Origin of the sequence: Gilliamella sp. wkB171 (assembly GCF_001693755.1) — a bacterium.
GTDB lineage: Bacteria > Pseudomonadota > Gammaproteobacteria > Enterobacterales > Orbaceae > Gilliamella > Gilliamella apicola_F.
Window position 1 is genome coordinate 58,237 of the sequence record NZ_LYST01000025.1, and the last position, 24,768, is coordinate 83,004.

The following is a 24,768-nucleotide window of genomic DNA, read 5'->3' on the forward strand; positions in this document are numbered from 1 at the left end:
GCTATTTAGGTATTTGAATCAACAAAAGATCAATAGCAAACCGTTATAAACATTATAATATTGGCTAATAGTCATATAGTATTGCTTATATTTATTTTAAATAACGCAATTTAACTTACCGATAAAGTCCAAATAAAGTATATAATGTTAGCCCAATAAACCACTATTTTTGATTATAATTAGTTTGTGAAACAATCAACTCGAATTCAGATTCTAGAAAGACTGAAAGAACATATTAAAGATCCCACAACAGAACTAGTATATCAAACACCCTTTGAATTACTTATTGCTGTTGTATTATCTGCTCAAGCAACTGACGTTAGTGTTAATAAAGCAACTAAACCGCTATTTGCTGTTGCTAACACAGCCGAGCAAATATTAGCACTGGGTGTTGATAAGTTGAAAAGTTATATCCGCACCATCGGTTTATATAATAGTAAAGCCGAAAATATTATTAAAACTTGCCAGATATTAGTCAATAAATACCAAGGTCAAGTGCCAGAAAATTTTGATTCATTAATTGAACTGCCTGGGGTTGGTAGGAAAACCGCTAATGTAGTACTTAACACAGCTTTTGGTTGGCCTACAATTGCAGTTGATACCCATATTTTTCGGGTATGTAACCGGACTGGTTTTGCCCCTGGCAAAAATGTAGAGCAAGTCGAGGAAAAATTGCTAAAAGTTGTACCTAAAGCGTACAAACTAAACTGCCATCACTGGCTAATTTTACATGGTCGATATACTTGTATTGCTAGAAAACCAAGATGTGGGTCTTGTGTTATTGAAGATTTATGTGAATTTAAAGAAAAAATCTACCCTGAGTGATAATCAATGACAAATAAATATACATTGGATGACGAAGATATAAACTTATTTAAAAGTAGTATTGGTCATACTAAAAAATTAAAACAAGATACTGTCATTCATCAACCGCAAAAACGGTCACAAAAAATAATGGAAACACAAAAACTTCAGCATGAAAAAGGTCATGCTGAGTTCTATTTTTCTGACACCTATCAACCACTATTACAAGATGACCCAATTCGTTATATACGAGAAAATGCCGATCCTTTTGAACTCAAGAAATTACGACGAGGTTTTTACGATCCCGAATTTTTTTTAGATTTACATGGTTTAACCCAACAAGAGGCAAAAAAGGAAATAGCAGCCCTTATCGCAGCTTGCTTAAAAGAAGGTGCACACTGTGCTTGTATTATGTATGGTCATGGTAAGAATATTTTAAAAAAACAAACGCCAATGTGGTTAGCTCAGCATCCACATATAATCTGTTTTCATCAAGCCCCCAAAGAATTTGGCGGCAGTGCAGCATTATTGATTTTATTTGATATAATTAATCAATAGATATTGCTAATTCTATCCCAACAATTATTTGAATTGAGCAAAATGGTTGTATATGTTGATTCAACGCTATTTTTATAAAACTAATAATACTCATACCCTAAAAAGTATATAGACTTAGGTCTAATTAAAAATAGCATTATTTATTATTATATTAAATTTTTTGATCTCTATTTAACGATGTCACAATATTTATGCATGATATTTCTAAATAGTGTATGAGAATTTAATACATTATTTTAAAATTTGGCTTTGTTGGTTAATGGAATAAATGCAATAGCGCACAATAATAAGTGGCTTATTAATTATACAAAAAAAGATTTAGCTTAGTGATAAATGAAAAAAGCCAGCTTAGTTAGTGCTAGGCTGGCAAACATTGGAAGCAATGTGAGCAATGTCATACTTTTTCAGAAGTCTTGCGACGCTCTAACAAAGTACAAATTAATGATAATAATTCTCATTACTAAAATCAAGCATTATTTTTGACTTTTTTCAAAAAAAGGGTAAAAAAACTTTCAAACTCAATGGTTTTTAATTTTGACAATAAAGAATATTTAGAAAAAACAGTTAAAAAAGCAGACCATAACCCTGCTTTTTTATAAGAAATTAAATTTTGTAAAGAATAAAAAATGCATATCAACATCTATTTTTGGTAAATAAATTCCACGCCTTCCTCATCACTTTCATCCCAGTCGTCAAAATCATCATCGTCATCAAAAGCATCGTCCATAGCTTGTTGATGATAATCATCCCACATAAATTCAACTTTTTCGGGTGAGTTTTCTTCTTGTTCAATTTCTCGTGGGTGAGCATTCATATATTCCATCAGATCCCAACACAAAGATTTTACACCTTCATGATTGACCGCAGAAATCAAATAATATTTATCATCCCAATTAAGTGCTTTCGCGATTTCGGCTGCTCGTTTAGCGCTTTCTTCTTCACCTAATACGTCCATTTTATTAAACACTAACCAACGTGGTTTAGTGGCTAGTTTTTCACTATATTGATGGAGTTCTTGAATGATCACTTTTGCATTTTCAACAGGATCGGAACCATCAATCGGTGCAATATCAACTAAATGGACTAATACCCTACATCGTTCAAGATGTTTTAAAAAGCGAATTCCCAGCCCTGCCCCTTCAGCAGCACCTTCAATCAATCCAGGGATATCAGCAACCACAAAGCTTTGTTCGTTATCCATTCTAACCACACCTAAACTCGGTACTAATGTTGTAAAAGGATAATCTGCAACTTTAGGCTTAGCTGCTGATACTGAACGAATAAACGTTGATTTACCCGCATTAGGTAAACCAAGCATCCCCACATCAGCAAGTAATAATAACTCTAATAAAACATCCCGCTTTTCACCTGGTGTACCATCGGTTTTCTGTCTTGGTGCGCGGTTAACTGACGATTTGAAACGAGCATTTCCTAAGCCATGAAAGCCACCTTTGGCAACTAAGACTTTTTGTTGATGATGAGTTAAATCACCAATGATTTCACCAGTATATTTATCGGTAATTCGTGTCCCAACTGGCACTTTAACGGTAATATCTTTACCACGTTTACCCGTACAATCAGAACCTTGCCCATTTTGCCCCCGTTCAGCTCGATAATTTTTTTCAAACTGAAAATCAACCAAGGTGTTCAAGTTTTCATCGGCAACAAAAAATACATCACCACCGTCACCACCATCACCACCATCTGGACCACCTTTAGGTATATATTTTTCCCGACGAAAACCTACACAACCATTGCCACCATCTCCGGCTTCAACTCGAATTGTAGCTTCATCAACAAATTTCATAAATTTTCCTCTTTTTTTCGGTTAATCAGCAAACCTTTTCTTGGTTGCCAAATATGGTGCCCAATTGTTGCAAACATCGCCCCGGCAACAACCGATATTGCGCCAATATAACCTAAAATATTTAAATATTGCATGGCAAACTTTTCTGGCCAAATTAATGCAAATAAATCTGAGAAGATCAATGAAAACAACGGTGTGAGTGTTGTTATAGCACTAACTTGAGCAGCTTGCCAACGCTCCATAGCCATCACTAATGCGCCATAAGCGATAATGGTATTTAAACCACAAAAAATAATAGCAAATAATTGTGTTGCATCAGCATGAGCAATTTTACTTGGCGAAGCAAGTGGCCATAAAAATACAGTACAAATTAGATAAATTAACCAAAGTAATTGTTCTGCGCGCAATTTACGTAATAATACCTTTTGCGCAAGAGCATAACTGGCCCACGAAACAGATGCAAGCAAGCCCAGCCAAACACCAATACCATAAGTAGACATATTAGAAAAAAGGTCAACAATATTTTTATTAAAAAATAGTACTAAACCAGTTAACAATACCAAAATACCAATAATTTGAGTTGGTCTTAATCTTTCTTTAAAGATGAAAGCACTTGCTATCATAAATATTACAATACCGGTTTGGCCAACAACTTGCGCAGTTGTCGCCGATAGATATTGAACAGCGCTAGCAAATAACGCAAAATTACCGAGCAAACCAAACCCAGCAATCATTAATAAGATAAAACGGCGACGTTTTTTAAACATAATTAAATTAGGAAATTGCTTTTTATAAGCGAGCCATATCGTAATTCCAATCGCAGACATCCCTAGCCGAGACCATGCTAAAGTCAATGGATCAACAACGACTAATGCATATTTCATTGCAATTGGCACTATGCCCCACATAACCGCAGTTAACATGGCTAATGCAAAACCTAATTTTACATTTTGCTGTTTTATCATAATAGATAATATTATATAAAATTTAAGAAATGAAAAAAGCCCCACAATAACTGTGAGGCTTCTATAATTTTTTTAAACCGTTTCTAATTAGCTATTAGCAACGACACTAACATACCGACGGTTTTTAGGACCTTTAACTTCGAACTTTACTTGTCCGTCAATTAAAGCAAATAAGGTATGGTCACGACCACAACCTACATTAGTACCTGGGTGAAATTGAGTTCCACGCTGACGAACTAAAATATTACCAGCAAGAACTTCTTGACTACCATAACGTTTAACACCTAAACGTTTACTTTGGGAATCACGACCGTTACGTGATGAACCACCAGCCTTCTTATGTGCCATTGTTCGATACTCCTATTAAGCGATTGCAGTGATCTTCACATCAGTGAACCACTGACGGTGACCTTGTTGTTTACGATAGTGTTTACGACGACGGAATTTAACAATTTTCACTTTGTCACCACGACCGTGTTCAACAATTTCTGCTTTAATTGTTGCACCTTCAACAAACGGAGCACCAACTTTGATGTCTTCACCATTTGCTACCATTAAAACTTTATCGAAAACAACTTCTGCGCCGGTTTCGACTTCAATTTTTTCCAAGCGAACGACTTGTCCTTCGCTAACTCGGTGTTGCTTACCACCACTTTGGAAAACTGCGTACATACTTAACTCCGCAATAAAAAGCAGACGATTACTTGATTTAAAATATATGTCTGCATTGATTAATCTTATAGGGCGTGAATTTTACGCAAAATTTATCCTTGTTGCAAGCTCTGATTTCTAAAAGATCGCAAAAAGTTACAAAAAAGATCAGAGGCATACACTTTTCAACTTAGAATAACGATAAATGATTATTTCTTTTTACGATATTTATTATCAAATACTATTGAGTCTTAACGCGGTAAAAATAAAGCTACGCTGTCGTGTATCAATTATAACCGCTCTTGGTTTTCAAGTGAAATAGCTTAGTTTCACTTTTTTACTTACTCTAATCAGATAACAAGAATATGCCGTATATTTACTGATAAGCTTAATCCGTGATTAATTAAACTGAAAAGCCATCAAATTTTAACCACAATGACATTAAATAAAATGCCGTATCATCAATTAGATGATATTAAGATATTTGTTATTAAACTGTCAGAAAAATAATAGAAGGTTGTTTATATTGTAAACAGTAAATTCAATAAAAAAGCCAAGTATGACTTAACCTCGATGCATAAATAAAATGTTCCCTTTTATTAATTAATATAAACTAATTAATTACTTGATAAAAAACTTATTTTTATTATGATAAATTTTATACTTCATACATGAAATTTAAGATAAGGTCAGTTTAAAATGTCTACATTAATTACTGCTTACTCAACCCTCACCAATCCACCTGCTATTGATTTTCCGTGTAAACTACTTAATCAACTAAGCTTAGAATCATCTGAACTTCCCGAACACCTTGATGATTTTATCGGTTTTGTTATGAACGCAGGAGACGGGGAGATGAATTCTCGTCGTTATGCCTTATATCGTCATATACAAAGAGTACGGCATCTGTTTAGTATTGAAATTGACGAAGATAAATTTGATCAGTTCACCGATTGGGGCTGGCGAGCTAACGTAATTATTTATCTATATGACAATACTATTCGTAACCCTGACGGCGATGTGTTGCAAGATCCTTATGGTAAGTTTGATAAAAATGCCATCATGCCTTATCCTTTAGATGCAAAACAACGTAAAGCAAAAACAGAACAATATTTAAAAGAACTTGGTATAAACGTTCCCACCAGTTTACCGCCTGTCGTTGCTGAATCTGAAGTAGTATTAAGATCGCCTGACGAGATAGCCCATCGAGCTTTAGCTTTGATGATATGTGGCATTCAAGCAGAAGGCTTTTATGAAAACGATCCCATCGATCCTGATGAGTTTAAACAGCGTTGCCCGATAGGTTATGCTGCACTATCTAATAATGAACAAGCGTTTATCCACAGTAAACAACCAGAACAAAAAGATGTAATCAATAAGTCTTGGCGATATGAAGCTTTATTAGCTTTACAATGGGCAATTGAGTGGCAATCTCAGTTACCTTTTGCTGATACTGTATGTGATTCATCTGATTTAGTTAATCAAGCACTGAACTTTAACCTACAACCAAATCAGTCTGTCAATTTAAGACCAGTGAGTGAAATATTGGATGCTTTAGATTTACATTATCGTTTACATTGGTTAACAAGAGAATACGGGCGTGAGGATAAGGCGCTTCCTGCATCAATTAACGGCGGTGTGATTTATGAACGCCATTACGCATTAAACTGGTTAACCAATTTTGAAAATGCTGATTGGGATGATGTGGATACGCCAACTTGATTTATAAGCGTTGTTTAAAACCATAAACCCTCTGAACAAATAGAGGGAATTGCCATCAATCGATACACAAACGAACACAATAATTTAGATTTTAACTGCAAAATGTTTTACTTAAAATCCACATAATCCTAACTAAAGGATTATGTGGAGTGGAGTAAGCACATACTTGCGGTTAGATCTTATCCGTAAAATCTAATTATTTAACAAAACTTGCTAATATTTGACACTAAAAAGCGTGTAAAAAATTAATTGATAATTGTAATGAAATTTGTATAATTAGCCGACTAAATAAATTGAGTAATGATAATTGAATTACAATTCTAGAATGCTACCATCTCGTGAAACTTTAGCACGAGCACAAAGATTTAATGATGATGTTGTTGACGTTTCGGGTGTGGATCTAGTATTAAGTTTGATCACCACAGCCGATTTAATTCGAGCAAATATTTATGCACAGTTAACCAAAGATTATGGTGTATCTGAAGGCAAGTTTGCATTATTAATGTCGCTCTATTCTGAAGGCGAAACTAATGCCAGCGATTTAGCATTGCGAATAGGCGTAACACCGGCAACCGTTTCAATTATGGTCAAGCGAATGCTTGCAGCATCAAGCCCTTTAATATCGATGAGCAAAAGTGGAGAAGATGGCCGTACACGTCTGATCGCTTTAACTGATGCTGGCGTTAAACTTATTCATAACGCATTACCCAATCATCTCAAAGCTATCCGAGCTTTTGCTCAAGTTTTAGATAGCCAAGAACAAGAATCTTTAATACAGATGTTACGTAAATTATTACGAAAATAAACGACTTTATTACCTTAAAGTCATATTACTTTATCTTAATACTTAGCTGACTAAATAAATGGAAAATAAGCTATAATGAATATGCCAAAAAATATTAAAATCCCCGTTATATTTTTACTACTGCTTTTATTAGGATCAACATTAATTTATTTTGGTTCTCGAAACGACGCTGTATCGGTTGCCAAAAGCATTAAATCAGGTGTACTCACTGCTGATGAAATTAATGTCGCTTTCCAAAATGTTAGTGGTAAATTGTTAAAACGTACCGTCCAAGAATCACAACATGTGAAAAAAGGTGATGTATTAATGGTACTGGAAGACACCGATACACAGCTTGCTATTGATCAACTTAAAGCAATAATAGCAGGTCAAGAAGCGGCAATTAATCAAGAACAGGCCGCAATAAAAATTGCTGAAGATGAAACTAACCTATCAGAAGTATCAACGTGGCGAAATATTGAATCAACACAAGCTAATATTGATGCGGCAATTTCAGCAAGAGATTTTGCAAATACAGAATATGATCGCCACACCCAACTTCGTAAAACGGGTGGTGCATCACAATCGCAATTAGATAGTACGCGTAATACTTATATTTCAACTAAGATGAGTGTTATCCAATTACAAAGTCAATTAGCTACATTAATGGTCGGTGCAACACCAGATCAAATAAAACAATTTGCTCAAACTAAAAATGCTACCGGCATGACTTTACAATCGATTATTAATGCGCGTCATAATATTGAAAATCGTCAAAATCAATTAGCACAATTGCGTGCACAATTAGCACAATCACAAGCAGAATTAAAACAACTTGAGATCAATTATCAACGATTAACCCTTACCGCGCCAGAAGATGGAAAAGTCTTAAAACTGATGTATGAAGAAGGGGAATTAGTTCCTACTGGCGCACCAGCAGTGCTGTTAGAAACTGATCGTCAATATGTTGATATTTATGTCAATGAAAAGATGGTTAACGATTTCCAACCAGGTACTAGCGTAAGTGCTAATGTAATTGCGCTTGATAAAACAGTTAAAGGCAAGGTTAGATTTGCGACTGCGGCGCCATCTTTTGCTGATTTACGCATGACTCGAGAAAGAGGACAAGCCGACTTAACATCTTATCAAGTTAGAATTTATGTTGATCCTATCCCACACTTATTAACGGGTATGACATTAGAGGTCGATCGATAATGCAAAACATGATTAAATCTATGCTTGAAGAGCTTGATGCTATGCTGTCCGGTCACTTTATACCTTATTATAAAGTAGCGATCGGTTTAGCGGCAATTGTTGCACTCATTTTTTCGCTCGTTCTTAGTCATGGAGCCGTGTTTGAAGGTAAAATTGCGGTAATTGATCTTGATGGTTCAAAATATTCTACTGAATTAATTAGTAAAGTGAACACTTCACCTTATATCCAAGTTGCTGAAGTGATAAGATCGCCGGTTAATCCGATTACCCTAGTGTCACACGATCGTAATTTGGGGGTGTTATATATTCCTAAAGGCTTAGAAAAAAGTTTAAAAAAAGGCGATCAGACCGTTCGTTTAGGTTATTTTGCTGATGACACCAATGACGCGCAAAATGCTAAAGTGTTACAAAGCCTGAATGAATATATACCTGAATCAGGTGCTGAGCTAAGTGTTAGTCGTGTTTCTGCGTTAGGATTAGGTCGTGAAGGCACTGAGGCTGCATTATCACCAATGCAAATCAAAACACGTTATATGTTTAACCCAGCAAGTTCTTCAACCATATCGACCATTATTTATTTTGTCTACTTTTTTTCTTCTTTAACTTATGGTTTAACATCGTTAATGATCATAGGTCGCCTAAAAGTAACAGGCATGTGGCAAACGGTGTTAGAACGAGGTTTTATGCCATTATTGGCAAGAACAGTACCTTATGCACTATTTTATACAACAGGGCTAACTTTAATTACGGCTATATTAGTAATATTTGGACAATTACGCTTTGATGGTAATTATTTTGCTTTTGTGCCGAGTATTTTTATGACAGGACTTGCTTTTGGCTGGTTAGGTTTATTGCTATCTTGGAACACCAACAACCCAGGTGAAGGTGCTAGTCGTATGATCTTTTTGGTACCACCTGGGTTTATCATGGGAGGATCAACCATGGCCGTAGGTATCATGCCAATATGGGCTTATTATATCAGTCATGCCTTTCCTTTAGTGTGGCTTTTTCGCTTTTTCCGAGATTTTGCCATGCGAGGACGTTCTTTAATTGATATGTTAGCAACATATGGCATGTTTATTATCTATCTAACCATTATTGCTTTTGTCGTCATGATGGTGATTAATCATGTTAGAAAGAAAACAGGTATTGAAAATGTAAACCAGATAAAAGATTATTAGTTAAAATACACTAAAATTTTATACTGAAACGCATTTATTTTCTTAACGTTTTTACAAAATTGGGTACTGTTTATTCTTTGTAATTTAAATATTGTTAATTTTGGTGATAACGTGTTAACCCAAAAGGGGATAATCTGTCCCCTCTTAAATCTCAATTCAAATACGACAATAATAAAATGCTTTTTGTACTATATTCTGGTCAACATATTAATATATAGTCGTTGGCAAGATATCTGTATTGCCATTTTGATCTATAAACAAACGGAACACTTTTCTTTCACCATTGTTAAGGGTAAATTCACGTTCACGACGAGGTGCATTGAAACTACACAATCCCTTTCCTTGTATTGATGCGCCAACTAAAATGTTTCCACTAGGTGCATACAATGAAACATACTCTTTTGTTTCTAGCTTTGCTGCCTCGTTACCATTAATGAATACATTAATATAACAGCCACTACCGACAAAGCCTTTATCTCTTATTAATACCAAATTGGCATAATTATCGACTCTATTGTCAAATCCTAGAATTCTCTCTTTTGGGGCATACTTAGCTTCACTCAATAAAGTCGGAGTAGTTGAGCAACCAGCAAGAAAGCTGATAATTAACAATGCAATAATTAACTTTTTCATCTTCTTCCCTAAATCACTTATTTTTCGTAATGTCATGTGATTTTATTGATTTAATTAATAAGATTCAAACATAATCGCTTCAATAAAACGGTCAATGAACCAATTGCATCAAAAACTAGAAAATTGCAAAATAAATTTCTGACAGAAATTTTAAGGAACCTTATGTGTTTAAGTATAAAAACATTTAGTATTACTTTATAATTCGGGATAATACATAAAGGAGGGTTACAGACAATGTGTCCTTAATGTTACGTAGGAATGTTAAAGCTCCTGCATCAAATATCTCTTTAAAATTATTACTAAAACGATAAAAACCCTAAACATCAAGTGTTTACAATTTGAAATCAAAAAAAGTCCCTTATAGATATAAAAAATAAAGTCACCGCATTATCCTTTTAACCCAGATACAATATTTGTAATAACAAAATAGTTTTGCATAAACAATCCACAATCTAAATAACCACAAATACACGCACTTAAAAACATTCATATTTATATGAAAAGATAAAACTTGTGATCAAGATCACTCCGCTAATCGAAATAGACTATATTGTAAATAGGTCAAATTGTTTTCTTTTACCTCTTATCAACAATTATCTAACAGCCTAAATTTACTAATAATATTCTATTTTTTGCTTTCTCCTATTTTTTAACGCCTTTCGTTTAATTTAAAAAAGAAAGCAATATTTACTGTTATTTACATAAAAGCATTTTGTGACTTATCTATCATTTTCATTGTCTTTCGTGTGTTTAAATTTAATAACTTAATGAAAGCAATGTGAATGAACATGTTATGAATGATGAAATGATGACCACACTGCAACGCCGAGAAAAAATAATTCATTTACTTGATAACCAAAATACAGTTTCGGTTAATAAGTTGAGTAAATTATTTAAAGTATCAACAGTGACTATTCGTAATGATTTACGTCATTTAGAAGATAAAGGCTGCGTGTTACGCTGTTATGGTGGTGCTATATTAAATAAGGCTTTTGCCTTTGATAAACCCCTGTTAGATAAAAGCCGCATCAACTCAAACATAAAAAATAAAATAGCCCAAAAAGCTGCTGAGCTAGTACAAGATGGCGATCGTATTATCCTTGATTCTGGCTCAACAACAGCCGCTATGGTGCCATATTTGTATAAAAAACAAAACCTAATTGTTTTTACCAACGCTATCAATATTGCTTACGACTTATCAACCAATACTGATATTGATGTGATTATTGCTGGTGGCAATATTAGAAAAAAAGCCTACTCGATTTCAGGTCCTACTGTTGAAGAGCAACTAAAAATGTTTCACTTCAATAAGCTCTTTTTAGGCGTTGATGGATTTGACTTAAATGCGGGGATAACAACACCTAATTTTGCTGAAGCTGTTGTTAATCGAATAATGTGTCAAGTATCAAGCGACATTATTGCTATTACCGATTCGACCAAATTTGGTCGTAAAAGTTTTTGTATGATCGAAAAGATCAATTGTATTAATACGCTAATTACTGATTCAAAAATTCCAAAAGACTACTTAACGCAATTACATACATTAGGCATCAATGTCGTTATTGCAGATTCATAAACGACTTTATTTTTATCAAAACAAATTAATCACTAAACAGGGTTCTTATTATGCAACAATACTTTAATTATTCACTAGATTGGTTAACACAACGTAATGCACAACATACCGCTAAAGAAATTTGGCAACAACCACAAATTTGGCGCGAAGTTCTTGAACTAATTCAGCAAAAACAACCTGAACTACAACAATTTTTGCAACCTATACTGGCTGATGCCAATTCAGATATCATTTTAACTGGCGCTGGTTCATCTGCTTTTGGTGGTGTTGCACTTGCCCCTTGGCTTCGTGAACATACCCACCGCAACTTTTTTGCCTATGGCACAACCGAAATTGTCGCAGATCCACTACAATACCTACGCCCTAATAAAAAAACCTTAATCATATCCTTTGCGCGTTCAGGAAACAGTCCTGAAAGTGTGGCAACAGTTCAACTTGCTGATCAATTAGTGGCAGATTGTTATCACCTTTTTATAACTTGTAATCCTAATAGTGCTTTAACCCAATATGCAGCTAAAGCCAACAATAGCAAACGAATTTTTGAGCTCATTATGCCAGAAGGTACCAATGATTTAAGCTTTGCTATGACATCGAGTATTAGCAGTATGATGCTAGCAACATTACTGATTTTTGGTAATTTTGATAACCAAACAACTATCGATGCTGTTAATAAAATTGCTGATATAGCAGAACAAAAATTGATAAATTGGCAGAATATAACTAAACAATTAGCGGCAAAATCACATCAACGAGTGATCTATGTTGGTAGCAGCTGTTTTACCGGACTTGCTCAAGAATCAGCATTAAAAATTTTAGAACTCACTGCCGGCAAAATAGCCAGCCGTTTTGACTCAATACTTGGGCTTCGCCATGGTCCTAAATTTATGGTAGATAAACAAAGTCTAGTTATTTGTTTATGTTCGAATGATGCCTATATACACAAATATGATAACGATTTATTTAATGAGTTAGTTCACGATCATATCGCTACCGATGTTCTAGCCCTGTGTGGCAAAAACAATAACACCGCAAATGTATTATCGATTGATAGTGATCTGGCTGATTGTTGGCTACTCTTCCCTTATCTTATTTTTGCCCAAATGCTCGCTTTTGAAAAATCATTAAGCTGTGGCTTAACACCCGATAATCCATGTCCTACTGGCGAAGTAAACAGGGTTGTAAAAGGTGTGACTATTTATCCATTTAATCGAGTCTAAACGGTAATTATTTAATATCAAACCACTAGGGAGGGAATCAGTATGGGTACGCCAAATATTCTAATGACACGCATAGATAATCGTTTAGTTCATGGTCAAGTCGGAGTCACTTGGGTAAATGCACTTGGTGCTAATTTATTATTAGTTGCCAATGACAGTGCTGCACAAGATCCAGTCCAACAAAACCTTATGGATATGGTTATCGCTGAAGGTATTCAAACGCGTTATTTTACTTTGCAAAAAACGATCGACATCATCGGCAAAGCCGCCGATCGTCAAAAAATTTTTATTGTTTGTAAAACACCACAAGATGTTCTTACGCTAGTAAAAGGTGGCGTACCTATCAAATTTGTCAATGTCGGTAATATGCATTTTTCAGAAGGGAAAAAACAGATACATAAAACGGTATCGGTTGACGAAAGTGATATTGCCGCATTTAAAGAACTTTACCAATTGGGTGTAACTTGCGAAATTCGCCGAGTGCCCGATGAGTCCGGTGAAAAAATTTCAGATTTACTCAACTTTTGTTAATAACAGGGAGCACTATATGTTAATCGATGCGTTATTAATTGGGCTATTAGCAGGTATTGCTGGCGTTGATCTGTTTGATGGACTCACGCATTTACATAGACCGGTTGTTATTGGTCCTTTAGTCGGTCTAATTTTGGGTGATGTCACAACTGGTTTATATGTTGGCGGTTCATTGGAATTGGTCTGGATGGGGATGGTACCGTTAGCCGGTGCACAACCACCAAATGTGGTCATTGGTGGTGTAATTGGTACCACATTTGCCGTTTTAACTCATGCCGATCCTAAAGTAGCGATTGGAATTGCTGTACCATTTGCTATCGCGGTACAAGGTTGCATTACTATTTTATTTACTATCTACTCACCAATGATGCATAAATGCGACAAATTTGTCGATCAACTCAACTTCAAAGGTATTGAATGGGTCAACTACTTAGGAATGATTATATTATTTTGTTTCTATTTTATTGTCGCATTTTTACCTATCTATTTTGGTGCAGATGCGGCTACTGAGTTAGTCAAAAAATCACCACAATGGTTACTTGATGGGTTAAGTATTGCCGGTGGTATGATGCCTGCAATTGGCTTTGCCATGTTAATGAAAATTATGATGAAAAAAACTTATATTGCTTATTTTATTCTCGGTTTTCTTGGCGTGACCTTTTTAAAATTACCTATTTTGGCAATTGCATTAGGCGCACTCGCTATTGCAATGATCGATTTCTTTAATTATAGCCGTGATAACAATCAAAGTAACAAGCCAGCCGGCTCAATGGAGGTGGAAGATGGGATTTAATAACGATAGTGAAAGCCAAATGGCACAAAAAGCAGAAAAGCGTATGGAACAAGCGTTAGCTACCAGCAAAGTATCGACCGATACCTACAGTGATCAAAGCCAAAATATCACCTTAACGAAAAGTGATATCAATCGTATGGCATTTCGATCACTTGCATTACAAGCTTCATTCAATTATGAACGTATGCAAGCGGGCGGCTGGCTATTTACAATTTTACCTGCATTACGAAAAATTCATAAAAATAAAGATGATCTAAAAAATTCAATGCATATGCATATGGAATTTATTAATGTCCACCCTTTTGACGCGACATTCTTGTCTGGACTGGTATTAGCCATGGAAAAAGGCAAAGAAAATATTTCAACCATCCGAGCAGTTAAAGTTGCATTAATGGGGCCTTTAGGCGGTATAGGTGACGCATTATTCTGGCTAACACTGTTACCTATTTGTGCAGGAATTGGGGCATCATTAGCATTAGAAGGTAGCTTATTTGGACCGATTATCTTTCTATTGATGTTTAACGTAGTACACTTTGGATTACGTTTTGGCCTTGCTCACTACGGTTATCGGGCTGGTATCAGCACTTTACCATTATTAAAAACTCACACTAAACGTATTTCGCATGCTGCATCAATAGTAGGCATGACCGTTATTGGTGCTTTAGTTGCCTCGTATGTACATTTAGCCACACCGCTAGAAATTAATGCAGGACAGGCACATATTGCACTACAAACCGATGTACTGGATAAATTAATGCCCAATCTATTACCGTTAGGATTTACATTAATGGTTTATTCACTCATGAAACGTAACTTTTCACCGGTTAAATTAATTGGTTTAACTGTAGTAATTGGTGTTTTAGGTAAATTAGTTGGTTTTTTATAAAGGACAAATTATGATAGGTGTGATATTAACCGGTCACGGTAGCTTTGCTACCGGCCTTTTTCAGGCAGCAACACAAATTATTGGCGAGCAAATACAATTTAGCGCAGTTGATTTTCCTGATGGGATGAGTAGTGAACAACTTGAACAACAGCTCAAAGCATCATTAAAATCAAACGATAACGGTGAAGGCGTCATTTTTTTGACCGACATTGTTGGTGGCTCTCCTTTTAAACTATCGGCTACGCTTAGCTTCGAGTTTGAGAAAATAGAGGTTATTAGTGGTATTAATATGCCGCTATTATTAGAAATATTGTTACAACGCGATGAATTGGATTTGCAAACCTTACGTTTAAAAATTGTTGAAAATGCCGATAAAAGTATCAGTAGTTTATGGCATGAACAACAAAAAAAATCAACTTATGAGAAGGAATGTTCAGATGGCATCTAAGCAAATTCATGCAAAACAAGTTTTAACGCCTATAGGTTGGTTAGAAAATGCCATTATCACTATTGAAAAAGATAGAATCACCAATATTGAGCTTAGTGATAAACCGAGTATCAATGAGATTAAGGTATTACCAGCATTAATTGATACCCATATTCATGGCGTAATGGGTGCAGATACGATGGATGCAACGCATACCGCTCTTGATACCATGAGTCGTTTTCTAGCACAGCGTGGCGTAGGTGCTTTTTTAGCAACGACGGTAACGGAAAGTCATGAAAAAATTGAAGCAGCTTTACGACAGGTAAAAAATAGTATTAAACAAGGGGTATCTGGAGCGACCTTACTTGGGTCATATCTAGAAGGACCTTTTTTTACCCCAACACATAAAGGCGCACACCCACAAGAGCTTCTACATGCACCCAATCAATCACTCATTGAAAAATGGTTAAAACTTGCAGAAGGAACATTAAAGTGCATCGCTTTAGCACCTGAATATCCTGAATCGATAGCGATAATCAAATGGCTATCTAGCCAAAAAATTCGTGTCATGCTAGGACATACTAATGCAGACTATTCAACCACTAAAGCGGCACTGTTGGCCGGCGCAAGTGGCGTAGTACATTGTTATAATGGGATGTCAGGTCTACAGCATCGTAATCCCGGTGTTGTTGGAGCAGCACTCAGCATTGATAATTGCCAAGCAGAAATCATTGTTGATGGTCATCATGTACATCCCGCAGCTGTTGCCATTGCTCACAAATGTTGTGGTAAAAATTTATTACTCATCACTGATGCTATGCGAGCAACCGGTATGCCTAATGGAGATTATCAATTAGGCAAATTAGTCGTACATATGCAAGATAATGTTGTACGCACCGATGAAGGAAGTCTTGCTGGAAGTGTATTAACGCTAGATCGTGCTGTTAACAATTTTGCTAAATTTACAGATATTTGTTTTGAACAAGCATGGCTACATGCTAGCTATTACCCAGCAAAAGCATTAGGTATTGATGAAGATTTAGGTAGTATTTCCATCAATAAATTAGCTAATTTAGTCTTACTTAATAAGCAAAATGAACTAGTTGCAACTATTGTTAATGGTAAAGTGGTATATAAATCAGATGAATATGATGATCATTATTTTTGCTAAATGCTGAACAAAGCATGATTATGATCACTAAACCACACCTAAAGGATAGTTTTATGCTATAACCAAAAGAGTATGACAATGTTATAACTCTCGTTTTTAAATGACATAAAAGGAGGTCATATGAAACAAATCCTATTTAAAGGAATATTAGGTTTAACAGCATTGTTGTCATTTTCAACATATGCAACAGATACGCTGGATGATTATACTTTAGAACAAGTGGTCGTATTTAGCCGTCATGGTTTACGTGCACCATTAGCCAGTCCAACAAGTACACTAGGGAAAGTCACGCCAAACCAATGGCCACAATGGGATACGCCAGCGAGTTATTTGACAATACGCGGCGGTGTGTTAGAAACATATTTTGGTCACTATTTTAGCCAATGGCTTGTGGATAATAAATTATTAAATGCCGATAGTTGCCCAACTGAAAAAGATGTTTACATTTATACCAACAGCCTTCAACGAACAATTGCGACCGGACAATATTTTGCGGTTGGTGCTTTTCCTGGCTGCATAGTGCCTATTATTCATAAAGAAAAACTCGGTACAATGGATCCACTGTTTTTCCCTGTTATTCGAGATGATAGTCCTGAATTTAAACAAGCTGCGATTAATTCAATTAATCAAAATGCAGATTCTAATGGTATTGACGGGTTAAATAAAAAGCTAAATAAAGCCTATCGAGATATGGCTAATGTCATCAATTATCCAAAATCAAAAGATTGTTTAAACAACAAACAATGTGACTTTATTGCTTTACCAACACAATTGATCATCGAAAAAGGTAAAGAACCTGGTATTACTGGACCACTACGAACAGGAACATCCATTGCCGATGCCTTTATATTACAATACTATGAAGGAGTACCTTTAGCAAAAGTAGCTTGGGGCAAAATAAAAAATGAGCAGCAATTTAAACAGCTTGTTGCCATTAAAGAAGATTATAATAAGGTTCTGTTTGGCTCACCTGTTGTGGCAAAACACGTCGCTGCAAATTTAGTTAATTACATTAATCAAGCATTCACTGAAAATGACTCAACTATAAAGTTTACTTTTTTAGTAGGGCATGACTCCAATGTAGCTTCTTTATTTTCAACAATGCAGATTCAACCTTATAACTTACCAAACCAGTTTGAAACAACACCTATTGGAGGCAAAGTGGTATTTGAAAAATGGCGAAACAACAATAGTGGTGAAAAATTTATTAAAATTGAGTATTTTTATCAATCTACAGATCAAATTCGCAACTTATCACCATTGAATCGTGATAATCCACCACAAAAAGTCACCTTAAACATGACAAAATGCCCAGCAAATGCAATGGGACTTTGCTCATTCAACACCTTCAAACAAGTGATGGATGATATCAGCAAATAGTGTTATTTATTAATAGTAAGCAAAAACTGTTAAATGCGTTTTATGCTTACTATCCATTATATTCATCTAAGGTTATTCAGCATTAATTTTTGAAATCACAATATCAGTTGGCATAACTTTTTTAATGATTAATTCATCAAAACTATTAATGTTCAATGCAACGTTTGCCTGAGCACAATTCAGTAAATTAACACCAATAACTTGGCATTTAGCATTAAAAGCAGATTGTATTCCTGCAGTCGAATCTTCAAAAACAATACATTGCTCAGCAAGTAACCCAAGTGCTTTTGCGCCTTGCAAGTAACCGTCCGGAGCAGGTTTAGTATTTGCAACCATTTCACCCGTGATGAAAACGGGTGGTTTAGCTACGCCAAGCAGGTTGAATCGAGATTCAGCAACAATTTTAGTGCCAGAAGTCACAATGCCCCAAGGTATATTTTGCGATGATAACAACTGTAAAAATTTACTTGCACCAGGTATTTCACCTATGCCATCTAAGTCTTGTGATTCTAATTGCTCCATCCAGTTAAACTCCTGTTTTATCTCTTCATTAGGTTTATCCGGTAAAAAAAGCTTTATATTGTCAATCGCTTTACGCCCATGAATCGAAGTCAACACATAATCATGATTTAGATGATGACGCTTGGCAAATTTTAACCAACAACGCTCAACTGCTGATAACGAGTTAACTAATGTCCCATCTAAATCAAAAAGAAGTCCTTTAGCTTGCATATTATAATTTTCCTGTACGACTACATTGAATTTACTGTTCTATCGATTTTTACATTAACTGATTTCCGTTTAACGCAAATAACGTCAATCAATCACTTTTTGCCACACCTGTATAGAGACTCATTAAACATTCAATCTCAACACAACAATAAGCTGCTGATATTGTCGCAAGTATTACAAAAGGTTGCGACTAGATAGCCACATGAACTAACCATTGAATTAGTTAACAAGTGATAAATATCAAAAGTCGTTATCTCCTAACTTTATTTATTGTGCTTTTTAGTATTTGTTAAGATTAAATGAGTTAAATAGCCCCGCCTTTTCAATCATTATTTATCCATTACTTGTTGGACAACAACTTGCTGAAAATAGCCATCATAGTTTTGCATATTGACAAAACCAGTTTGTGACTCCATCGTATTTAACATGCCCATCGTCATAGCTCGTTTAAGCATCACCTCTACCGGTTCATTTTGGTGAATACCAACAGCCAGCCCAGCTAAAGTTACATCTCCAGAACCAACAGGATTAACCACATTAATTCTAGGAATTGTTACTCGATAATATTGCCCATGACAACGAGCAAAGGCGCCATTTTTACCTAATGATACAATGACAAAAGCGATGTTATCCAACAAAGGATGATTGACCGCTGAAATCAGTGAATCAATATTTTGTTCATCAATATTAACTTGTAGAATTTGTTGTAGTTCACTCTTATTGGGTTTAATCAAATAAGGTTTATTTTGGGAGATTAACACCTCATGCAACATGTTGCCAGATGAATCAAGTAAAACGGGAATATTGTTTTTATTTGCTTTTTCAATAAGTTGAACATAAAAATTAACAGGAAAACCTTGGGGCAACGATCCAGAAATTGTGATTACTTTGGCCTGACTTAATAGTGTCTGATAATGATTGAAAAAATGAATCACATCTTGTTCAGTTAATACAGGACCTGATTCAAGAATTTCAGTTTGATTCCCCTCATGTAAAATCGCTATACAATTTCTTGATTCCTGCTTTGTAATATAAAAATCATATTTGATATCATTTTCAGTCAATTTTTTTTGAATATATTCACCCGTAGTGCCACCAACAATACCCGAAGCTAATACATCTATCCCCGAATATTTAATCCCCCGAGTTACATTCAGTCCCTTTCCTCCGGCTGTTTTTCTGACGTCTTTTACTCGATTAATATCATTAATGTTAAATTTTGCCAGTGGATAAGAGATATCCACCGAAGGGTTCATCGTAATGGTTAATATCATGTTTTTTCCTACACAAATGATGTTCTACTATTGTTTATGAGAAATATTCAACTTACTTAATCTGGTTAATATGATGTAAGAAAAAAGTTTGTAACAGTATTAGTCTTTGCTTAAATTAGATAAGCTGAAATTGATGATTTTTTATAAACTGCATTCCATCGGAATCCCATCATACTTGTATTTTATACAGTTATAAAACCAACACCTTTTGCTTCAAATTCTTGTTTACATCGACTGTTAACATCAATATCAGTAATAATCGTATCAAGCTGGCTCATTGGTAACACAACATTGATACCATTACGCCCAAACTTTGATGAATCTAAAACCGCAATCACATGTTTTGCAGCTTTAGCCATAACGCTACTAATAGTATAACCTTCATTAAACGTTGTTATTCCTCTTTCAGCATCAATCCCGTCTGCGCCAACAAACAAAATATCTGCTGAAATGCCGGCTAATGATTGCTCTGCAATTTTTCCATGAAAAGAACGTGTTTTGTGTCTAAGCGTACCACCACACATAAACAACATGATGTCACTATTATCTGATAAGATAAATGCTGACGTTAGACTATTGGTAATCACTGTAATATGTTTTAGTTTTACCAGCTCTTCAGCTATTAACATAGTTGTACTACCGCTATCTAAAATAATAGTATCACCTTCTTTAACATGTTTAACTGCTTCAATTGCAATACGTTTTTTTGCTTCTATAAATCGCTGATAGCGCTCTTCTAATTGTAACTCTTTAAACGATTTTATTTCTCCATTATCAACGATTTTAGTTGCTCCACCATGAAAACGAATTAGTACGCCTTGTTTTTCTAGCAATCTGAGATCAGTTCGAATCGTGACTTCGGAAACCTCATATTGCTGAGATAAATCACTCACCAATAAAGTACCTTTCATATTAATAAGCTCTAATATCTGTTGACGTCTTTCACTTGCATTCATATTATTTCCTTTTTCGAAAATTTTTCAGCAGTGTATAACAAACAAAATCAAAAGATAAGCGCTCTTTTTCATGGTGGAATTAATTTAAAATTCTAACGACAATTTAATAAAATTTTGCCATTCATGGGTTGTCCATTCAAACTACTTACTTCATGAATAAAGGTATCAAAATCACCAATCACAGCAATGAGATCATCAAGCTTAATTTTGCCGTCTACAAAAAATTGGCTCACCAGTTGCCACTCTTTACCAGGCCAAGGATCGGAATAGTTCATCCAACTACCTAAGATTGCAAGCTCCTTCCTTAAAATCAAACCAAATGTTTTTTCTGGCAAGGTAAGATCATTATGCAATGTGCCAATCAAACAGACCTTAGCTCTAGGACCGGCAATTTCGATAGCTAATTTAACCGTAATAGGCGATCCTGCGGTTTCTAAAACAATTTGCTCAAAACGGCATGATGACAGAGCTTGATGAATATCTTGCGCGGATAAATCTTTAGAATTATAGACAGCATCAGCGCCTAATTTTTGAGCTAGTTTTAAACGCTCATCGTTGATATCAACAACCGTTATCGATTTAGCCCCCATCGCTTTGGCACATAACAGGGAAAGTAACCCTATTGTGCCACCACCGACAATCACTAAATTTTTATCTTGGCATCCTTTCGCCAATAATAGTGCATGCATACCCACTGTCATTGGTTCAAAAAAAGCGCCTTCCAGTGCATTTACCCCTTTGGGCAATTTAAAAGCGTTTTTTTGATCTAATACTATATATTGAGCAAATCCACCCGCCATTCTTGATCCGACAAAGGTATAGTTTTTACACAGTGAATAATAATGTTTTTGGCATTCATCACATTTAAAACAAGGCAATAAAGGCACACAAGAGATCAAATCACCAATCGCAAAGCCTGTGACCGCCTCGCCTTTTTCAACTACGGTACCACTAAACTCATGACCCAGTGTAATTGGATAAAAATGTGCAGCATGATGAAAGATTCTTGGGATATCAGAACCGCATAAACCACAATAAGCCACTTTTACTAAAATTTGATTTTGCGAGGTTATTTTAGGTACTTCAACATGTTGTACAGCTAAAGTTCCGCCTTCATTGACAATAACCGTTTTCATTTTAATTTCCTTACTTTAGTCATCACATTTTGTTAATGTATTGCTTTTACTTATCGCTCATAGTCAAAGCCAGTTAATTTGCTTTAAAGTACAATGTATAATCTATTGATTAATATGTTCTTTTGCTATTGCTTGCTGTTGCAATAGTTTATATTTTTGTGCGCGTTTCCAGGTTAAATACAGGCAGAACAAATAAAAGATACCAATAACTGCAAAACCAATAGGTTGTTTTAAATTAACTAACTGAACCATGATATAGGTAATAGGCGAACCACCTTGATCCATTGCGCCAACTGCAATACCATTACCTGCCACAATTGTGCCGGCGTTTATAGCTAATTGCGTTGTTAATGGCACCATCTGTGTGGCAATCCAAAGCGTAATAGCAATTATTATTGAACCTGAAATAATAATTCTGAATAAATTACCTTGATGTATTGCAACGCCCATCGCAATAAAAAAGCCAATTGTTGCTAAATCACCAAAAGGTAATACCTCATTACCGGGAAGAACGATGGCAATAAAAATACTTAATGGAATAAAAATTAAACTGGCAGATACGACTGTTGAGTGGCCTAGTAATAAGGCAGGATCTAAACCAATCAAAAAGTCTTGCCCTCCAAATTTTGACTGTAAATGTTTACGTGCTTGTTTAGAAATGGGGGTTAATCCATCCATGATGGGTTTAATCACTCTTGGCATTAATAACATGACTGCCGCGGTTTGAATCGCCAGTTGTAATGTTTGTTTGACGCCATAACCTGCAAGTAATCCTAACAATATCCCCATAAATAAACCAACTGTAACCGGTTCGCCAAATGCGCCAAACCGTTTTTGCATATCAACAGCATTAAAATTAATTTTGTTAATGAAAGGGATTTTTTCAATTACTGTATCAACAAACACAGCTATCGGACCACAATATGCTGAGGTACCATGAGGCACGGCAATTCCATCTAACTCAAAAAAATCTTTTGTATCGTTAGCAAACCAATCACCTAATTTATAAGCAATAATGGCATGCACAATAACACCTAGAATTCCTAACCAATAAGATCCAGTCGCGATATAAACAAGTGCGCCTGTAAATGTCATGTGCCAGATATTCCAAATATCAACATTCACCACACGTGTTAATTTTAAAATTAACATAACTATATTGACGACAATGGCGATAGGAATGGCTACTAAGGCAATTTGTGAGGCCCAAGTCATTGGCGCTGCACCTGGCCATCCAACATCAACAATACTAAGACTAATATCAAACCGTTCCGCCATTGCTTGCGCCGCAGGTCCGACAGAACTAGTTAATAAACCAACAACCAATCCAATACCGACAAAACCAATACCTATATGGATTCCAGCTTTTAATGAATCACCCAATTTCATTCTTAATGCTAACGAAAATAGGATAATGACAATAGGTAACATTACTGATGGACCTAGATCCAAAATATACTGCATAATTTCAGTAAACATAGATTTATCCTTTTAAAATAGATAAGATTTTTTGTTTGAGTTGATCGATACCCACACCAGAAACAAAAGGCATGCCATGTACAATAGGAATATCACCAAACTGTTGATCCATCTTTGCTGTAGTACAAATTAAGTCGACATCATCAATAAACGTGTTTATTTCGTTTATACGACATTGAATAAGATCAAGTTGAATATTATTTTCATTGCATAGTTCTTTTATTTCTTCCGCGGCTAATGTCGAAGTTGCAACAGCACCACCACAGGCAACAATAATCTTTTTTTTCATAAAAACTCCTGTAACTCATTGATGAAATATTACATTTTCAAAATGCGTCGCAATTTGTTCTTGCGATGCATTTAGAAGAAACTGATAAAATTCTTCATTTTGCAAATTAGTAAATAAGGCTTTTAAAAGCGCTAATTGATCTGCTGGGGAGGTAACAACTAACGAAATAATTAGCGAGACATCAACTAAACTATCATCATCAGCCCGATTGAAAGCAACCGGTGAGCCTGTTCGCAAAATAAAAATAGCAGGGGTATTGGCATGTTCAGCTTCACAGTGAGGAATCGCAACAGCATAATTATCAAATGCAATGCCGGTTGGAAAGGCATTTTCTCTTGCGATAAGTGCTTGCAAATGACTTTTTTTAACAATTGCTTTTTGTTGTAATTGCTCACTGATATAGGTTAATGCTTCTAATTGATTTTTAAAAACAAGGTTGTCTTCGAAAAGAAGCCGGCATTTTTTCATAATTAATCTCCATACTTGATTTATATTATTTCGAAAACAAAAGCTATATCGAAAGATTATTTTCTTTCGAATATAAAAGCAAATAGCAATAATAAGTTTTGTGATCGAAATCTATTTTTTTCAAATAAAGAGA

General features: G+C 35.2%; 26 protein-coding genes. 14 read left to right on the forward strand and 12 right to left on the reverse strand.

The window, feature by feature from the left end; all coding sequences use genetic code 11:
• Nucleotides 1-186: 186 nt before the first annotated feature.
• Both nth and smrB read left to right on the forward strand, forming a co-directional pair.
• Nucleotides 187-825 carry an endonuclease III gene (nth, locus tag A9G03_RS02330; protein ID WP_065634495.1) on the forward strand — a complete coding sequence of 213 codons (639 nt, stop codon included), beginning with the start codon at nucleotides 187-189 and terminating at the stop codon, nucleotides 823-825.
• 6 nt (nucleotides 826-831) lie between these two features.
• Entirely contained in the window at nucleotides 832-1,362 is a 531-nt protein-coding gene (gene smrB / locus A9G03_RS02335) for an endonuclease SmrB (protein ID WP_065634494.1), read from the forward strand.
• A 640-nt stretch (nucleotides 1,363-2,002) separates the two neighbouring features.
• Here smrB and cgtA read toward each other — a convergent pair.
• From cgtA to rplU, 4 genes are all read right to left on the reverse strand, one after another.
• The gene (cgtA, locus tag A9G03_RS02340; protein WP_065634493.1) at nucleotides 2,003-3,169 is read right to left on the reverse strand and encodes an Obg family GTPase CgtA; all 1,167 of its coding nucleotides are present in this window, start codon (nucleotides 3,167-3,169) and stop codon (nucleotides 2,003-2,005) included.
• Entirely contained in the window at nucleotides 3,166-4,134 is a 969-nt protein-coding gene (locus A9G03_RS02345; RefSeq protein WP_065798350.1) for a DMT family transporter, read from the reverse strand. Before A9G03_RS02345 ends, cgtA begins: the two co-directional genes overlap by 4 nt.
• Before the next feature lie 87 nt (nucleotides 4,135-4,221).
• A complete protein-coding gene (rpmA, locus tag A9G03_RS02350; RefSeq protein WP_034915250.1) occupies nucleotides 4,222-4,482 on the reverse strand; it encodes a 50S ribosomal protein L27 in 261 nt (86 codons plus the stop codon).
• Nucleotides 4,483-4,497: 15 nt separating this feature from the next.
• Nucleotides 4,498-4,806, reverse strand: coding sequence for a 50S ribosomal protein L21 (gene rplU / locus A9G03_RS02355; protein ID WP_025314436.1), 309 nt, complete (start codon nucleotides 4,804-4,806; stop codon nucleotides 4,498-4,500).
• A gap of 678 nt (nucleotides 4,807-5,484) precedes the next feature.
• On the opposite strand from rplU, the gene A9G03_RS02360 reads away from it, so the two are divergent.
• From A9G03_RS02360 to A9G03_RS02375, 4 genes are all read left to right on the forward strand, one after another.
• Nucleotides 5,485-6,507 carry a DUF4272 domain-containing protein gene (locus A9G03_RS02360; RefSeq protein ID WP_065798322.1) on the forward strand — a complete coding sequence of 341 codons (1,023 nt, stop codon included), beginning with the start codon at nucleotides 5,485-5,487 and terminating at the stop codon, nucleotides 6,505-6,507.
• Nucleotides 6,508-6,814: 307 nt separating this feature from the next.
• Nucleotides 6,815-7,312, forward strand: coding sequence for a MarR family winged helix-turn-helix transcriptional regulator (locus tag A9G03_RS02365; RefSeq protein ID WP_081297529.1), 498 nt, complete (start codon nucleotides 6,815-6,817; stop codon nucleotides 7,310-7,312).
• Nucleotides 7,313-7,387: 75 nt separating this feature from the next.
• Entirely contained in the window at nucleotides 7,388-8,506 is a 1,119-nt protein-coding gene (locus A9G03_RS02370; RefSeq protein WP_065798323.1) for an HlyD family secretion protein, read from the forward strand.
• Complete coding sequence (locus tag A9G03_RS02375; RefSeq protein WP_065634489.1) at nucleotides 8,506-9,687, forward strand: ABC transporter permease; 1,182 nt, start codon at nucleotides 8,506-8,508, stop codon at nucleotides 9,685-9,687. The genes A9G03_RS02370 and A9G03_RS02375 overlap by 1 nt, the downstream gene beginning before the upstream one ends.
• Nucleotides 9,688-9,894: 207 nt before the next feature.
• On the opposite strand, the gene A9G03_RS12645 is transcribed toward A9G03_RS02375, so the two are convergent.
• A complete protein-coding gene (locus tag A9G03_RS12645) occupies nucleotides 9,895-10,320 on the reverse strand; it encodes a hypothetical protein (RefSeq protein ID WP_065634488.1) in 426 nt (141 codons plus the stop codon).
• Nucleotides 10,321-11,125: 805 nt separating this feature from the next.
• Between A9G03_RS12645 and agaR the strand changes: the two genes are divergently transcribed.
• The 8 genes from agaR to agp all read left to right on the forward strand — a co-directional run bounded on the left by agaR (nucleotide 11,126) and on the right by agp (nucleotide 18,301).
• Nucleotides 11,126-11,896, forward strand: coding sequence for a transcriptional repressor AgaR (gene agaR, locus A9G03_RS02385; protein WP_065634544.1), 771 nt, complete (start codon nucleotides 11,126-11,128; stop codon nucleotides 11,894-11,896).
• A 50-nt stretch (nucleotides 11,897-11,946) separates the two neighbouring features.
• The gene (locus A9G03_RS02390) at nucleotides 11,947-13,113 is read left to right on the forward strand and encodes an SIS domain-containing protein (RefSeq protein ID WP_065798324.1); all 1,167 of its coding nucleotides are present in this window, start codon (nucleotides 11,947-11,949) and stop codon (nucleotides 13,111-13,113) included.
• 42 nt (nucleotides 13,114-13,155) lie between these two features.
• Nucleotides 13,156-13,644 carry a PTS N-acetylgalactosamine transporter subunit IIB gene (gene agaV, locus A9G03_RS02395; RefSeq protein ID WP_065798325.1) on the forward strand — a complete coding sequence of 163 codons (489 nt, stop codon included), beginning with the start codon at nucleotides 13,156-13,158 and terminating at the stop codon, nucleotides 13,642-13,644.
• Nucleotides 13,645-13,660: 16 nt separating this feature from the next.
• A complete protein-coding gene (gene agaW / locus A9G03_RS02400; RefSeq protein WP_065634485.1) occupies nucleotides 13,661-14,437 on the forward strand; it encodes a PTS N-acetylgalactosamine transporter subunit IIC in 777 nt (258 codons plus the stop codon).
• The gene (locus A9G03_RS02405) at nucleotides 14,427-15,323 is read left to right on the forward strand and encodes a PTS system mannose/fructose/sorbose family transporter subunit IID (protein WP_065634484.1); all 897 of its coding nucleotides are present in this window, start codon (nucleotides 14,427-14,429) and stop codon (nucleotides 15,321-15,323) included. The genes agaW and A9G03_RS02405 overlap by 11 nt, the downstream gene beginning before the upstream one ends.
• 10 nt (nucleotides 15,324-15,333) lie before the next feature.
• Nucleotides 15,334-15,771, forward strand: coding sequence for a PTS galactosamine/N-acetylgalactosamine transporter subunit IIA (gene agaF, locus A9G03_RS02410; RefSeq protein ID WP_065634543.1), 438 nt, complete (start codon nucleotides 15,334-15,336; stop codon nucleotides 15,769-15,771).
• On the forward strand, nucleotides 15,761-16,921 hold the full coding sequence (nagA, locus tag A9G03_RS02415) for an N-acetylglucosamine-6-phosphate deacetylase (protein WP_065798326.1): 1,161 nt from the start codon (nucleotides 15,761-15,763) through the stop codon (nucleotides 16,919-16,921). The genes agaF and nagA overlap by 11 nt, the downstream gene beginning before the upstream one ends.
• A gap of 120 nt (nucleotides 16,922-17,041) precedes the next feature.
• Nucleotides 17,042-18,301: a bifunctional glucose-1-phosphatase/inositol phosphatase gene (agp, locus tag A9G03_RS02420; RefSeq protein ID WP_065798327.1), complete on the forward strand. Its 1,260-nt coding sequence runs from the start codon at nucleotides 17,042-17,044 to the stop codon at nucleotides 18,299-18,301.
• 72 nt (nucleotides 18,302-18,373) lie between these two features.
• Here the strand turns inward: agp and A9G03_RS02425 are convergent, their stop codons facing one another.
• The 7 genes from A9G03_RS02425 to gatA all read right to left on the reverse strand — a co-directional run bounded on the left by A9G03_RS02425 (nucleotide 18,374) and on the right by gatA (nucleotide 24,635).
• Nucleotides 18,374-19,033 carry an HAD-IA family hydrolase gene (locus tag A9G03_RS02425; RefSeq protein ID WP_065798328.1) on the reverse strand — a complete coding sequence of 220 codons (660 nt, stop codon included), beginning with the start codon at nucleotides 19,031-19,033 and terminating at the stop codon, nucleotides 18,374-18,376.
• 329 nt (nucleotides 19,034-19,362) lie between these two features.
• Nucleotides 19,363-20,307 carry a hexose kinase gene (locus A9G03_RS02430; RefSeq protein ID WP_065798329.1) on the reverse strand — a complete coding sequence of 315 codons (945 nt, stop codon included), beginning with the start codon at nucleotides 20,305-20,307 and terminating at the stop codon, nucleotides 19,363-19,365.
• 182 nt (nucleotides 20,308-20,489) lie between these two features.
• On the reverse strand, nucleotides 20,490-21,263 hold the full coding sequence (locus A9G03_RS02435; RefSeq protein ID WP_065634479.1) for a DeoR/GlpR family DNA-binding transcription regulator: 774 nt from the start codon (nucleotides 21,261-21,263) through the stop codon (nucleotides 20,490-20,492).
• A gap of 92 nt (nucleotides 21,264-21,355) precedes the next feature.
• A complete protein-coding gene (locus tag A9G03_RS02440) occupies nucleotides 21,356-22,399 on the reverse strand; it encodes an alcohol dehydrogenase catalytic domain-containing protein (protein WP_065798330.1) in 1,044 nt (347 codons plus the stop codon).
• A gap of 102 nt (nucleotides 22,400-22,501) precedes the next feature.
• Nucleotides 22,502-23,878 (reverse strand): PTS galactitol transporter subunit IIC, encoded by a 1,377-nt coding sequence (locus A9G03_RS02445; RefSeq protein WP_065634477.1) that lies wholly within the window; start codon nucleotides 23,876-23,878, stop codon nucleotides 22,502-22,504.
• Nucleotides 23,879-23,882: 4 nt separating this feature from the next.
• Complete coding sequence (gene gatB / locus A9G03_RS02450; protein ID WP_065634476.1) at nucleotides 23,883-24,167, reverse strand: PTS galactitol transporter subunit IIB; 285 nt, start codon at nucleotides 24,165-24,167, stop codon at nucleotides 23,883-23,885.
• Nucleotides 24,168-24,182: 15 nt separating this feature from the next.
• Nucleotides 24,183-24,635: a PTS galactitol transporter subunit IIA gene (gatA, locus tag A9G03_RS02455; protein ID WP_065798331.1), complete on the reverse strand. Its 453-nt coding sequence runs from the start codon at nucleotides 24,633-24,635 to the stop codon at nucleotides 24,183-24,185.
• Between the last annotated feature and the right edge of the window lie 133 nt (nucleotides 24,636-24,768).